We start from the raw sequence: 13,260 nt of genomic DNA, 5'->3' as shown, positions 1-13,260 counted from the left end.
TTATAAGTCTAAAACTCGTTTTAATTGCAAGAACTTTTAATCTAAGAGAAAAGTAACGTTTTATATAATACAAAAGAGGGTGACCTTTTGGGACACCCTCTTCTTTTATTAATATTTGGAGTTTCTCCATATAGCAATGTCTGCGAGAATCTTATCTGTATCAGCATTTGCTTCTTTAACATAGTTTGGGTTGTATAAGGTATAAGATGATTTATTGACTCTTAATCTCACTTCATGATCACTTATAATCCTTACGATGATTTCTCTATCTTCATCAATGAATTCTTGGTATTTTGTTACCTCACTATTTTCTTTTAGAGATAAAAAGACTGGTTTCGAGTCGTTGTTTAACTTTTTGTCTTGTTGATAAACTAACGTTGCCTCGCCATTGTTATATGTGAAGTAGTAGTTTTTAAACATAAAAGTTTTAGCTGAGTAGATATTGTTGTTACTTTTATTTAACGAGTACGGTGAGGATACTATTGTTTCAGTTGTCTGGCAGCTTGTAAGAAACAATAAGCCAACTGTAATAGTCGATAATGTTAAAAAACTTTTCATAGTAAGTTGAATTGGTTACCACCAAAATAGAATAATATTTTAATAAAACAAAATAATATTTATTCAATGTGTTTTTTTTAGATAGTTTATTTGAATTATTAATATGTTTTATTACTTGTTTTTAAGTAAACGTTATTTTGGTTTAATCTGATATTTGTCATAATTATAGTATAGTAGTATGGGTAATTTTAGTGTATAAAACTAATAGCGACAATACTAAAATAATTAACCATGAAAAAAGTGTTAGCACTTGCAGTGCTTTGTTCTTTTGTAGCTTGTAAAAAGACAACGACAACTCAAGAGAATACAGAATCGAACAATATAGAGTCAGAGTTATTAACTAAAGCGAAAACATTCTTTCAACCTATTTCATCAGTAGAATACGAAAAGCTGGACGACAATAAAGTAGCATTAGGTAAGTATCTTTATTTTGACACTCGTCTTTCAGGCGAGGGAAATATAAGTTGTAACTCCTGTCATAATCTTGAAACTTTTGGAGTAGATAATAAAGCGTTTTCACCAGGTGATGACGGATCTTTAGGTGGACGAAATTCGCCAACAGTGTTTCATGCTTCGTTGCATAAAATGCAATTTTGGGATGGTAGAGCCAAGGATGTTGAGGAACAAGCAGGAGGACCTATATTAAATCCTGTAGAACACAATATTAAAAGTGAAAAACAATTGATAGATCGCATAAAAAAAATTGAGATGTATCAAAAGATGTTCGCAGAGGTATATCAAGGGGAAGCAGACCCAATTACATTTGAAAATCTGACAGGAGCTATCGGTGCCTTCGAAAGAACTTTAAACCCAGAGAGTAGATTTGACAAGTTTTTAGAAGGTGATGATAAAGCTTTAACTGCCCAAGAGAAAAAAGGTCTCGAAGAATTTATTAGTACAGGGTGTATTACTTGTCATAATGGTGTGGCATTGGGTGGACAAATGTTTCAGAAATTTGGAGTATATGGAGATTACTGGGAGTTGACAAAATCTAAAAATATAGATGCAGGGTTATACGATTTATCTAAAAAAGAAGGAGAGAAATATATGTTTAAAGTTCCAGGATTGCGCAATATTCAACATACAAGTCCTTATTTCCACGATGGTTCAATCGTAGACTTGAAAGAAGCTGTTCGCATTATGGGAAAACTTCAAAGCAACAAAGAGTTGACGGATGAACAGGTAAATGACATTACAGCATTTTTAGAAAGTTTGTCATGTGATATTGAAGATGAAGTAAAAAAATCTCCATTTGAAGAAAAAGTAGGCTAATAATAGAATTTTAATATTTTTAAAATCAGAGATAGGTTATCTAATTATTGTAGATGACCTATTTTTGTTTCATGTAATTGATAAAAGTTAACTATTTTACATATTACCTACTGATTTACATTTCCTATATTTGTAGTTAAACAATTTGAATAATGGAGTTGAAATTAAATAGACCTATTTGTTTTTTTGATTTAGAGACAACAGGCATCGATGTAGCAAGAGATAGAATCGTAGAAATAGCAATCTTAAAAGTATTTCCGAATGGGAATAAGGAAAGTAAAACTTGGTTAGTGAATCCCGAGCGCCCTATTCCTCCTCAGTCAATAGCTATACACGGAATAACTGACGAGAAAGTTGCAAATGAACCAACTTTTAAGGAGTTAGCACCGCTTATTTTTAATATGATAAAAGATTCAGACTTGGCTGGTTTCAACTCGGATCGTTTTGACATTCCTTTATTGGTCGAAGAGTTGTTGCGTGCAGGTGTTGATTTTGATATGGGAAATCGCGTATCTGTAGATATACAAACTATTTTTCACAAGAAAGAAGAGCGAACTTTAAGTGCAGCTTATCGCTTTTATTGTAATGAATCTTTGGAAAATGCGCATTCAGCTGAGGCAGATACAAATGCAACTTATGAAATCTTGAAAGCTCAATTGGATCGTTACGAGGATTTGGAAAATGATATGAAGTTTTTATCTGAGTTTACTACGCGTAAGAAAAGTGTTGATTTTGCAGGTTTTATTGCATTGAACGAAGATGATCAAGAGATTTTTACTTTTGGAAAACACAAAGGTGCGCTTGTTGAAGAAGTATTAGAGAATGAGCCAGGCTATTATGGTTGGATTCAGAATGCTGATTTTCCTTTGTATACCAAAAAAGTGTTGACAGCAATTAAATTGCGAAAACTGAATACTAAGTTTTAAATTAAAAGTAATAGAATATGAAAATTCTATGTATTGGTCGTAATTATGTTGATCATATTGAGGAGTTAAATAATGAACGACCAGCAGAACCTGTCTTGTTTATTAAGCCTGATTCTGCTTTATTGGGAAAAGAGGTGCCTTTTGTTATTCCTGAATTTTCAAATGACGTGCATTACGAAGTTGAAGTAGTGGTAAAAATCACCAAGGTAGGAAAGTATATCGAACCGAAGTTTGCTTCAAAATACTATGATGAAGTAACATTGGGAATTGATTTTACAGCAAGAGATGTACAGTCTAGGCTAAAAGAGAAAGGCTTGCCATGGGAGAAGGCTAAATCGTTTGATGGGGCTGCAGCTGTGGGAGAGTTTTTTGATAAGAGTGAGCTTAGTAATCTTTATGATAGCGTTTTTACATTAGAACAGAATAACAATATAGTTCAAAAGGCGTCTACCTCTCAGATGATTTGGAATATTGATGAAGTTATAGCTGAAGTGTCAAAGTATTTTACGTTGAAAAAAGGCGATTTAATATTTACAGGAACACCTGCAGGAGTGGGTAAAGTTTTTGAAGGAGATGTTCTTGAAGCTACAATCGAAGGCAAGAAGGTACTGCGTTTAAATGTAAAATAATTGTATGGCGTTATATTACGATTTAGGACCTTTATATAGGGAGTATAATAATGATAAGGAGTTAGTACGCGCCCGACTGATTGATTTTCTATTGGACTCAAAAAAGCGATTAAAGAAGATTAAAAAGGGGATTGACGAGAAAGAGTATGCTAAAGTAGAAAAGCATATAAAGAGCTTAAAACCTTCCTTGGAGTTTTTAGGTGTTGATCAAGCTATTGACGAGGCTAATCAAATTCAAGAGTGGACTTTGGATCAAGGAAAGACAAAGGAAGTGAAAGAAATTTTCAAATCTTTTCAAATGCATGTGAAAAATGCTCGTAAAGAGATAAAGAAAGATTTTGACTTATAAAGCGAATACTTATGCACGCAAGCATTGTAACGATTGGAGATGAAATATTGATAGGTCAAATTATCGATACTAACTCTGCGTATTTAGCTAAGGAATTAGATAAACTTGGTTTTCAGGTCGATGAGATCCTTACTATTTCAGATAAAAGTGAGGAGATAAAGAAGGCTTTAGCGAATTGTGTTGGAAAACGTGACTTGGTTATTTTAACTGGTGGTTTAGGTCCGACTAAGGATGATGTTACTAAAAAGGTCTTTTGTGAGTTTTTTGATGATGTCTTAGTTAAGAATAGCAAAGTACTTGAACACGTCACTGTACTGTTGGAAAGTATTTTTAAAAAGCCTATTTCTGATATTAATAAGCAACAGGCTTTAGTACCTTCTACTTCTACTGTTTTATTTAATAAAGTAGGTACTGCTCCAGGTATGTTGATGCAAAAAGAGAATACCACTTTTGTTTCTTTTCCAGGAGTTCCTTTTGAAATGAAAACCATTTTTGAAGAAGAATTAGTGCCTTATATTAAGAAACACTTTCAAGGTGTTTTTAATGTTCATAAAACGATAATCACCTATGGTATTGGCGAGAGTTTATTAGCTGAATATTTAGCAGAGTGGGAAGATAGAATGCCTCCAAATATAAAGCTTGCTTATCTGCCAAGTCCTGGGAAAGTTAGATTGCGATTGTCAACCAGGGGGAGTGATCGTGAATTATTATTGAAAGAGATTGATAATCAGGTTTCTTTGATTCCCGAAAAGGTGTTGCCTTACATAAGGGCATATGAAGATATTGATTTTCCTGAAATTGTCATAAAAGAGTTGCAAAATCGAAATAAAACTATTTCTTTTGCAGAAAGTTGTACAGGTGGACGTTTTGCAGTTTTGTTCAATGCGTTACCAGGTTCCTCGGCTTACTTTAAAGGAGGAATTATTTGTTATGCAACAGAGAGTAAAGTAAATATTTTAGGAGTTAATCCTGAAACAATACAACAACATTCAGTAGTTAGTGAAGAGGTAGCTATGGAAATGGCTGAGCAAGCACGATTAAAGTTTAAGAGTGATTACGCTATAGCAACTACTGGAAATGCTGGACCATCGAAGGGAGATTCTGATGTTGAAGTAGGAACAGTATATATTGGGATTGCAACACCTTCTCGTATATTTGCAAAAAAATATGAGTTAGGACAACCAAGGGAAAAGGTTATAAATAGCGCAATAGCAAAGGGTTTAGAATTGATATATAATGAAATATTAAAAAAATAACCTAAAAGAATTTGTAAGATAATTTTCTTTTTCGTTACTTTGCACCCTGATTTTGAATATTGAAATAAAAGATAAGAAATAATGTCAAGAGTTTGTGAAATTACTGGTAAAAGAGCAATGGTTGGAAACAACGTTTCTCACGCGATGAATAAAACTAAGAGAAAGTTTTCTGTAAACTTAGTTAAAAAACGTTTCTACATTGCTGAAGAAGACAGATGGGTAACATTGAAATTATCAACATCTGCATTAAAAACAATTAATAAAAAAGGTATTACTGCGGTATTGAAAGATGCTAAAGCAAAAGGGTTAGTAAAATAATTCATACCACAAAAAATAGAATAAGATGGCAAAGAAAGGTAACAGAATACAAGTAATCTTAGAATGTACTGAACATAAAGCATCTGGTTTACCAGGAACTTCAAGATACATTACGACTAAGAATAAGAAAAACACACCTGATAGATTGGAGATTAAAAAATTCAACCCTATCATGAAGAAAGTAACAGTTCACAAAGAAATTAAATAATTAGTTAGTCATGGCAAAGAAAACCGTAGCAACTTTAAGAACATCTTCTAAGAAGTTGACTAAAGCGATAAAAATGGTTAAATCACCAAAAACTGGTGCTTACACATTTGTTGAGTCTGTTATGGCTCCTGATTTTGTGGATGAATTCTTTAACAAGAAGTAATTTTACCATTATAAAATCTTGAAAAAAAGCTGTCTGATAAGGCAGCTTTTTTTATTTTGAATAATTATAGTTTATTCTTGACGAATAAAAGAATATATAGTTATAAATAGATATTTTCTATATTTGTAGCTATTAATAGGTGTATTATGAGTTTTTTTAAGAAGTTATTTTCTTCTGATAAGAAGGAAACTTTAGATAAAGGTCTTGAAAAGTCGAAGACTTCTTTTTTCTCTAAATTAACTAAGGCTGTTGCAGGAAAGTCTAAGGTTGATGACGATGTATTGGATAATTTAGAGGAAGTTCTTGTTAGTTCAGATGTTGGTGTAAATACAACACTTAAAATTATCGAACGCATAGAGGAAAGAGTTTCTCGTGACAAGTATGTTGGTACAGAAGAATTAAATCAAATTTTAAGAGAGGAGATTGCTGGTTTACTATCCGAAACTAAATCTGGAGAGGCAACTGAATTTGAAGTTCCTAAGGATAAAAAGCCTTATGTCATTATGGTAGTAGGAGTAAACGGTGCTGGTAAAACAACCACAATTGGAAAATTGGCTTATCAATTTAAGAAAGCTGGCTTGAGTGTTGTTTTAGGTGCTGCAGATACCTTTAGAGCTGCTGCGATAGATCAGTTGCAGGTTTGGGCAGATAGAGTTGGCGTGCCAATTGTTAGACAACAAATGGGAAGTGACCCTGCTTCTGTAGCGTTTGATACCTTGCAGTCAGCTGTTACTCAAAATGCCGATGTAGTGATCATTGATACTGCTGGACGTTTACACAATAAGGTTAATCTAATGAATGAATTGTCTAAGGTGAAACGCGTTATGCAAAAAGTTGTTGGAGATGCACCTCATGATGTATTACTTGTTTTAGATGGTTCTACTGGGCAGAATGCTTTTGAACAAGCAAAACAATTTACTGCCGCTACAGAGGTGAATTGCCTTGCTGTAACTAAGTTAGATGGAACTGCTAAAGGTGGTGTTGTGATTGGTATTTCTGATCAGTTCAAAATACCTGTTAAGTATATAGGTGTTGGTGAAGGGATTGAAGACTTGCAAGTGTTTAATAAGTATGAGTTCGTTGATTCATTCTTTAAATAGTAGAAATATGAGATATTTATATTCTTTTTTAGCTTTAACTATGCTATTCGTTACTTTTGGTTGTAGCCAAAGTATCAATTCTGGTGACATAAAAGAAATTAATGGGTACTGGGAAATAGTGAAGGCTAAGCTGCCAAATGAAGAAGAAAAAGATTATACTATTAATTCTTCCATCGATTTTTTTCAAATTGAGGAAAATGGAGTTGGATTTCGCCAAAAGGTAATGCCTCAGTTTAACGGAGAATACCTTACTAATGACATCCAAGAAGATCTAACAGTTGAGTATACAAATGAAGGTACCTTCTTGCATTATAAAACAGAATTTGCTGAATGGAAAGAGGAGATTGTCAAGATTAATAAGGAACAACTTGTTGTCAAGAATGAGAATGATATCATGTATTACTACAAGAGACCTGTTCCATTTAGTTTGAAGTAATTATATCGTGAAAAAATTTGAAGTACATAAACGCCTTAGAGAGGAGAGTAGTATCCAAGATATCTTAAAGATCATTATTAAGGAGAATAACCTTGAAAGTGGTATTGACAATTTAGATGTTAAGAATGCTTGGCGATCTATTTTAGGTCCTGGAATTGCTAATTATACTCAAGACGTATTTCTCAAGCGCAATACTCTTTATGTAGCATTGTCTTCGCCAATAGTCAGGGAAGAACTTACGTATGGAAAGTCTAAGATTATTGCATTATTGAATGAAGAGCTGGGCAAAGAAGTTGTGAAGGATATTGTATTTAGATAAAGAAATATTAAAAGCTGTAGAATAAGGTGTTATTATTTACAGCTTTTTTTTAGTGCTAAATAGAAGATATTTTTGTCTTTTATATTAAAATGTTTTTATATCTTTGTAATGTTAAAAAATGAAATATGTTTTCAAAAGCTTGTGAATATGCTATTCGTTCTGTTGTGTTTATTTCAGTGTCATCATTGAAAGGGGAACGCGTAGGCTTTAAGGAGACTGCCAAGGAGATTGATGCTCCAGAAGCTTTTACTGCTAAGATATTACAAAAGCTTTCTAAAAGTGGTATCGTCGAATCCGTGAAGGGAGTGGGAGGTGGATTTGAGATCCCCATAACTAATCTCGATAGCATTAAGTTATGTGAGGTGGTGAATATCATCGATGGTGATTCGATATATAAGGGATGTGGTTTAGGGTTAGCACAGTGCTCGGAAACTCATCCATGCCCTGTTCACTTTAAATTTAAAGCTATCCGAGAGGGGTTGCGACAAATGTTAGAGAATACAACTTTAAGAGAGTTAGCCAATGGTACCAAGTCTGGTGATACTTTCTTAAAAGTGTAATCATAGATAGGGAATTTATTCCCTTTTTTTTAAAACTAATAAAAGACAAAAATATCCTTTATTAAAAGAGTATGAGTAATAAACAAAAGAAATTATGGATAGCATTTGCGATAGTGATGTTATTCTCGTTTGGGGTACTGGGTTATTATGGTATAGAAATTTACCAAGAAGCTCCTCCTGTACCAACTGAAGTCAAAACGACTACTGGTGAAGTAATCTTATCTGATAAAGATATCAAAGACGGTCAAAATGTTTGGCAGAGTATCGGTGGTCAGGAGGTTGGATCTGTATGGGGACATGGTGCATACGTAGCCCCTGATTGGACTGCAGACTATTTACATCGCGAAGCTTTGTATTTATTAGATTATTACGCAAAGGAAAAGTATAATAAAACTTATGCTGAAAGTTCTTTAGAAGAACAAGCTTATTTAAAAGCACACTTACAAGCTAATATCAGACCTAATACGTATGATAAAGCAACAGGGATATTAACGATAACACCTGAACGCAATATGGCAAGGCTGTATTTACAGGAGTATTATAGCAAGTTATTTACTGATGACCCTGAATTTGCACAATTGCGAAAAGACTATGCAATTCCCAATAATTCAATTACTGACCCAGTGAGATTACAGCAAATGAATGCTTTCTTCTTTTGGGCAACATGGGCTACGGTAACGAATAGACCTGATAGCGATATCAGTTACACGCACAACTGGCCTGCAGAGGACTTGGTTGGAAATGTTGCTACTACACCTCTGTTAGCCTGGTCAGGTGTGAGTATTATCTTATTGATTTTTGCTGTTGGGGTATTGGTGTATTATCACGTAGCTTCTAAACAGGAAGAAGAAGAAATGGTACCAGTCAAAGACCCAGTATCAAATGGAACAGTGACTAAAAGTATGACAATTCTGAAGAAGTATTTCTGGGTTGTTTGCTTATTGATGTTGTTACAGGTGGGATTAGGTATTATTACGGCTCACTATGGTGTAGAAGGGCAAGGATTATACGGCATTCCATTAGATAAGATTTTACCTTATTCTGTTACTCGTACATGGCATACTCAATTAGCTATTTTTTGGATTGCAACTGCTTGGTTAGGAACAGGACTTTATATTTCTCCGGCTGTCGGTGGAAAAGATCCAAAGTTTCAGGTATTCGGAGTAAACTTCCTATTTGTTGCTTTGCTAATTATTGTATTGGGATCAATGATAGGACAGTGGTTTGGGATTATGCAAAAGCTTGACTTGGTACAAAACTTCTGGTTTGGACATCAAGGATATGAGTATGTAGACTTAGGTCGCTTTTGGCAAATATTCTTATTCGTGGGATTATTTGTTTGGTTAGCTTTAATGATAAGACCTCTTATCCCCGTATTGAAAGAAAAAGGCAGTCAACACCGCAATTTGATAATCTTATTCTTAATTTCTTGTGGAGCCATTGCCTTATTTTATGGCGCTGGATTAATGTGGGGAAGACAAACAAACTTAGCCATTGCAGAATACTGGAGATGGTGGGTAGTGCATTTATGGGTTGAAGGTTTCTTTGAAGTATTTGCAACTGTGGTATTGGCGTTTTTATTTGTTCGAATGGGATTGATTAAAACGAAAACAGCGACTAATGGAGCCTTATTCTCAACAATTGTATTTATGTCAGGTGGTATTATTGGTACTTTCCATCACTTGTATTTTTCTGGTACGCCTACGGCAGTAATGGCTTTAGGAGCAACATTTAGTGCATTAGAAGTTGTGCCATTAACTTTAATAGGGTACGAGGCTTATGAGAACTATAAAATATCTACACATAAAGGTTGGTTACAAGACTACAAATGGCCGATATACTTTATGGTTGCTGTCGCTTTTTGGAACTTCTTAGGAGCTGGTGTATTTGGTTTTATTATTAATCCACCCATAGCACTGTATTATGTACAAGGGTTAAATACAACCCCTCTTCACGGTCATACTGCTTTGTTTGGTGTGTACGGAATGTTGGGGATTGGACTAATGCTTTTCGTATTAAGAAGTATCTACAGGAATGTACAATGGAATGAGAAGTTATTAAAAATAGGCTTTTGGGGATTGAACTTAGGTTTGCTACTAATGGCACTTTTAAGTTTGTTGCCAATCGGTATATGGCAAGCTATTGAAAGTATTCAACATGGTATGTGGTACGCTCGCTCAAGTGAGTTAATGCAATTACCGGCAATGAATACGCTGAAATGGCTACGTACAATAGGGGATGTAATCTTTACAGTCGGAATATTTGCAATCGTATTATTTGTATTCAAATTAACATTAAAAAAAGACAATCATGAAAAATAGAACAGTGGGCTCATTTGTAGCAGAAGATTTTAGAACAGCAGCAGTATTTAATAAATATGGAATTGATTTCTGCTGTAAAGGAGGACGTACTATTGATGAAGTATGTGAGAGAAAATCAGTAGATCTAGAGGAACTTATTAATGAGTTAGAAAAGTTGTTAACGCATCAAGCTGAAAACAATATTGACTTTAGACACTGGCCTTTGGATTTGTTAGCTGATTATATTGAGAAGACTCACCATCGCTATGTGGAGGAGAAGATACCAGTATTGTTACAGTTCTTGAATAAGCTTAGTCGCGTACATGGAGATAGACATCCTGAATTAATAGAAATTAATGAACTGTTTATCGGATGTGCTGGTGAATTAAGTCAACACTTGAAGAAAGAAGAATTAGTACTTTTCCCATTTATTCGCAAAATGGTATCTGCTACTATTTCTGGACAACCTTTAGATACTCCTCACTTTGGGAGTGTTCAAAATCCAGTTGCCATGATGATGCATGAGCATGATGGTGAAGGAGATCGCTTCCGCAAAATAGCAGCACTGTCTAATAATTATACTCCTCCAGCTGATGGATGTAATACTTATAAGGTAACTTATGCTATGTTGAAGGAGTTTGGAGAGGATTTACACAAACACATTCACTTAGAAAACAACATATTATTTCCAAGTGCAGTTGCATTAGAACAAAAGTTTAGTTAAGATTTTCAATTTAGATAGAAGTGCCTTACCTTTAGTATAAGGCACTTCTTGTATTATAACATATGAAACCAATCTATTATATCATTCCTCTATTCAACTTTTTAATAGCTGCTTTATTGGGGCTTTTGTTGAGAAGTATTTTCGTTTATCCGATAGAAGGAGTGACGTTTTTATATGTTTTACATACGCACTCTCATATTGCTTTATTAGGTTGGTTGTATTTACTGGTTTACGTATTGTTTGTGCAACAGTTTGGATTAAAAAACGATAAGGAAAATACATTTTACACGCGACTATTTTGGGTAACCCAATTGGCTGTGCTTGGAATGGGGGTGACTTTTCCCTTTATGGGATATGCCGCTGCTTCTATTAGCTTTTCTACATTGCACATTATCTGTTCTTATATATTTGTCGTGCATCTGTGGAAGAACAACACTGTCTCAGGAACGCAGCAAGGTGTTTTATTAAAAACATCCTTGTTCTTTATGGCATTTTCTACTTTAGGTGTTTGGTGTTTGGGACCAGCAGTTGGCATGATGGGTAAAGCAAGTGCTTTTTATCAAATTTGCATACAGTTCTTTCTGCACTTCCAGTTTGACGGTTGGTTCTTAACTGCCTTTTTAACGTTGTTGTTTGCTATTGTATTTAAAGGATACTCTTTATCTAAGTTTAAACCTTTTTATTACACTTGGATAGTATCTGTAATACTCACTTATGCTCTACCCGTGAGTTGGTATGTAGAATTACCTATACTTCATTACTTAAATGCAGTAGGCGTTTTATTGCAATTTTATTCTGTGGGATATTTATTAAATCCCGTTTATAAGATGTTTAAGCAACGAGATAATAACGAAGCTAACTTTGTGTGGCTTTTATTAATATTAGCAGGAATATGCTTTACAATGCGTATAGGGACACAGTTGTTTGTAATATCAGAATCTATAGCCAACGAATTGCAAGCATTGCGCAGTTGGATTGTGGGGTTTATCCATTTGAATATGTTAGGAGTCTTGAGTGGGTTTGGCTTATGGTTGATGATACAACAGAAAAAAATGTATGTTAATATTTTTACTAAAATAGGGATACTCAGCTTACTATTTGGGTTTGTCCTTACTGAATTTCTATTGTTTGTTCAGGGCTTACAAGGTTTTATGCATATTGTTTGGATAGAGAATACTCCTTTATCCTTGTTTTGGGCTTCAGTACTTTTGCCTATTAGTGTCTTGAGCTTTCTTATATCATATTTAAAAAAATAGCATGTTATGAATGAATTACACCTTTTATTAATACTTCACTTATTAGGCGCGACTATTTGGGTAGGAGGGCATATTTTATTAAGTGTTGTGATACTACCTCAAGTTTGGAAAGAGAAGTCAGTTGCGAAGTTGTTTAACTTTGAGAGTAGATATGAGTGGTTTGGTATGCCTGCGTTATTTGTAATGTTGTTGACAGGTGTACGCATGGCCTATATCTACAATGTAAAGTTGGCAAACTGGTTTACTTTTGAAACCCCCATAGAACGTGTAGTATCACTAAAATTAGCTTGCCTGATCACGATTGCTTTATTTGCATTAAGTGCTCAGTTTTATGTATTACCACGCCTAAAGACTGATATTCAAAAGTTGCCTTTAATGACTTTTCACATCTTGTCTGTGACGACCATTAGCATTGTGATGTTGATACTTGGTAGTTTTGTCAGGTATGGCGGTATATAACGTTATATTTCCCTCAAGGCTATTTTGAATCTTCTTGTTTTACAGCACTTAAAGCACGGTGTTTTGTTCCCCAATCTTCTAATGTTGGCCAAATAGGCAAAAGGTCTTTAGCTATATTCGTTAAGGAGTACTCTACTCGTGGAGGGACTTCCGCATATACTTGTCTTGTAACTAAGTTGTCAGCTTCTAACTCCTTTAATTGTAGAGAAAGCATGCGGTCAGTAATCCCAACAGTTTTCTCTTTTAGTTCGTTAAAGCGCAGTGTGCCATATTCCTCAAGGTAAAATAAGATCATCATCTTCCATCTTCCACCTATTTTGCAGATTGTATAGATTGCATCACAATTAGTTGTGATGTACTCCCTATTGATATTATTGGTTGAATTTTCTTTTCTTTTTGCCATTACTTACAAAATTGTTAGTTACTC

At 34.3% G+C, this 13,260-nt stretch carries 18 protein-coding genes; 16 read left to right on the top strand and 2 right to left on the bottom strand.

The annotated features are described in order from the left end of the window. Positions 1 to 108: 108 nt before the first annotated feature. A complete protein-coding gene (locus GOQ24_RS01415; protein WP_230381547.1) occupies positions 109 to 420 on the bottom strand; it encodes a hypothetical protein in 312 nt (103 codons plus the stop codon). Between the two features lie 369 nt (positions 421 to 789). Here GOQ24_RS01415 and GOQ24_RS01410 point away from each other — a divergent pair, with 369 nt between their 5' ends. The 16 genes from GOQ24_RS01410 (at position 790) to GOQ24_RS01335 (ending at position 12,833) form a co-directional block, all read left to right on the top strand. After that, positions 790 to 1,830, top strand: a complete 1,041-nt coding sequence (locus tag GOQ24_RS01410) for a cytochrome-c peroxidase (RefSeq protein WP_155092853.1) — start codon at positions 790 to 792, stop codon at positions 1,828 to 1,830. Positions 1,831 to 1,982: 152 nt separating this feature from the next. Continuing rightward, on the top strand, positions 1,983 to 2,756 hold the full coding sequence (locus GOQ24_RS01405) for a 3'-5' exonuclease (protein WP_155092854.1): 774 nt from the start codon (positions 1,983 to 1,985) through the stop codon (positions 2,754 to 2,756). A 17-nt stretch (positions 2,757 to 2,773) separates the two neighbouring features. Next, complete coding sequence (locus GOQ24_RS01400) at positions 2,774 to 3,385, top strand: fumarylacetoacetate hydrolase family protein (RefSeq protein ID WP_155092855.1); 612 nt, start codon at positions 2,774 to 2,776, stop codon at positions 3,383 to 3,385. A 4-nt stretch (positions 3,386 to 3,389) separates the two neighbouring features. Then, positions 3,390 to 3,734, top strand: a complete 345-nt coding sequence (locus GOQ24_RS01395) for a histidine kinase (RefSeq protein ID WP_155092856.1) — start codon at positions 3,390 to 3,392, stop codon at positions 3,732 to 3,734. A gap of 11 nt (positions 3,735 to 3,745) precedes the next feature. Next, a complete protein-coding gene (locus GOQ24_RS01390; protein WP_160338978.1) occupies positions 3,746 to 4,990 on the top strand; it encodes a CinA family nicotinamide mononucleotide deamidase-related protein in 1,245 nt (414 codons plus the stop codon). Positions 4,991 to 5,071: 81 nt separating this feature from the next. Continuing rightward, positions 5,072 to 5,308, top strand: a complete 237-nt coding sequence (rpmB, locus tag GOQ24_RS01385) for a 50S ribosomal protein L28 (RefSeq protein WP_006260304.1) — start codon at positions 5,072 to 5,074, stop codon at positions 5,306 to 5,308. Positions 5,309 to 5,333: 25 nt separating this feature from the next. Further along, positions 5,334 to 5,516 (top strand): 50S ribosomal protein L33, encoded by a 183-nt coding sequence (gene rpmG, locus GOQ24_RS01380; RefSeq protein WP_006260303.1) that lies wholly within the window; start codon positions 5,334 to 5,336, stop codon positions 5,514 to 5,516. Positions 5,517 to 5,526: 10 nt separating this feature from the next. Then, complete coding sequence (locus GOQ24_RS01375) at positions 5,527 to 5,679, top strand: DUF4295 domain-containing protein (RefSeq protein WP_155092858.1); 153 nt, start codon at positions 5,527 to 5,529, stop codon at positions 5,677 to 5,679. Between the two features lie 146 nt (positions 5,680 to 5,825). Then, positions 5,826 to 6,779 (top strand): signal recognition particle-docking protein FtsY, encoded by a 954-nt coding sequence (gene ftsY / locus GOQ24_RS01370; protein ID WP_160338977.1) that lies wholly within the window; start codon positions 5,826 to 5,828, stop codon positions 6,777 to 6,779. Between the two features lie 7 nt (positions 6,780 to 6,786). Beyond that, positions 6,787 to 7,215, top strand: a complete 429-nt coding sequence (locus GOQ24_RS01365; RefSeq protein ID WP_160338976.1) for a hypothetical protein — start codon at positions 6,787 to 6,789, stop codon at positions 7,213 to 7,215. Between the two features lie 7 nt (positions 7,216 to 7,222). Continuing rightward, the gene (locus tag GOQ24_RS01360) at positions 7,223 to 7,534 is read left to right on the top strand and encodes a DUF721 domain-containing protein (protein WP_160338975.1); all 312 of its coding nucleotides are present in this window, start codon (positions 7,223 to 7,225) and stop codon (positions 7,532 to 7,534) included. Positions 7,535 to 7,659: 125 nt separating this feature from the next. After that, positions 7,660 to 8,094, top strand: coding sequence for an RrF2 family transcriptional regulator (locus GOQ24_RS01355; protein ID WP_160338974.1), 435 nt, complete (start codon positions 7,660 to 7,662; stop codon positions 8,092 to 8,094). A 71-nt stretch (positions 8,095 to 8,165) separates the two neighbouring features. After that, the gene (locus GOQ24_RS01350; protein ID WP_160338973.1) at positions 8,166 to 10,415 is read left to right on the top strand and encodes a nitric-oxide reductase large subunit; all 2,250 of its coding nucleotides are present in this window, start codon (positions 8,166 to 8,168) and stop codon (positions 10,413 to 10,415) included. Next, positions 10,405 to 11,118 (top strand): iron-sulfur cluster repair di-iron protein, encoded by a 714-nt coding sequence (ric, locus tag GOQ24_RS01345; RefSeq protein ID WP_160338972.1) that lies wholly within the window; start codon positions 10,405 to 10,407, stop codon positions 11,116 to 11,118. Before GOQ24_RS01350 ends, ric begins: the two co-directional genes overlap by 11 nt. Before the next feature lie 62 nt (positions 11,119 to 11,180). Beyond that, the gene (locus GOQ24_RS01340) at positions 11,181 to 12,374 is read left to right on the top strand and encodes a hypothetical protein (RefSeq protein ID WP_160338971.1); all 1,194 of its coding nucleotides are present in this window, start codon (positions 11,181 to 11,183) and stop codon (positions 12,372 to 12,374) included. Between the two features lie 6 nt (positions 12,375 to 12,380). Continuing rightward, positions 12,381 to 12,833 carry a CopD family protein gene (locus tag GOQ24_RS01335; protein WP_155092865.1) on the top strand — a complete coding sequence of 151 codons (453 nt, stop codon included), beginning with the start codon at positions 12,381 to 12,383 and terminating at the stop codon, positions 12,831 to 12,833. 19 nt (positions 12,834 to 12,852) lie between these two features. On the opposite strand, the gene GOQ24_RS01330 is transcribed toward GOQ24_RS01335, so the two are convergent. Next, on the bottom strand, positions 12,853 to 13,236 hold the full coding sequence (locus GOQ24_RS01330; protein ID WP_160338970.1) for a winged helix-turn-helix transcriptional regulator: 384 nt from the start codon (positions 13,234 to 13,236) through the stop codon (positions 12,853 to 12,855). Positions 13,237 to 13,260: the final 24 nt, after the last annotated feature.

This window comes from Myroides sp. LoEW2-1, from assembly GCF_009767705.1.
Taxonomy (GTDB): Bacteria; Bacteroidota; Bacteroidia; order Flavobacteriales; family Flavobacteriaceae; genus Flavobacterium; species Flavobacterium album_A.
Note: the sequence above shows the minus strand (reverse complement) of the source record. Positions and strands in the feature narration are given on the sequence as shown.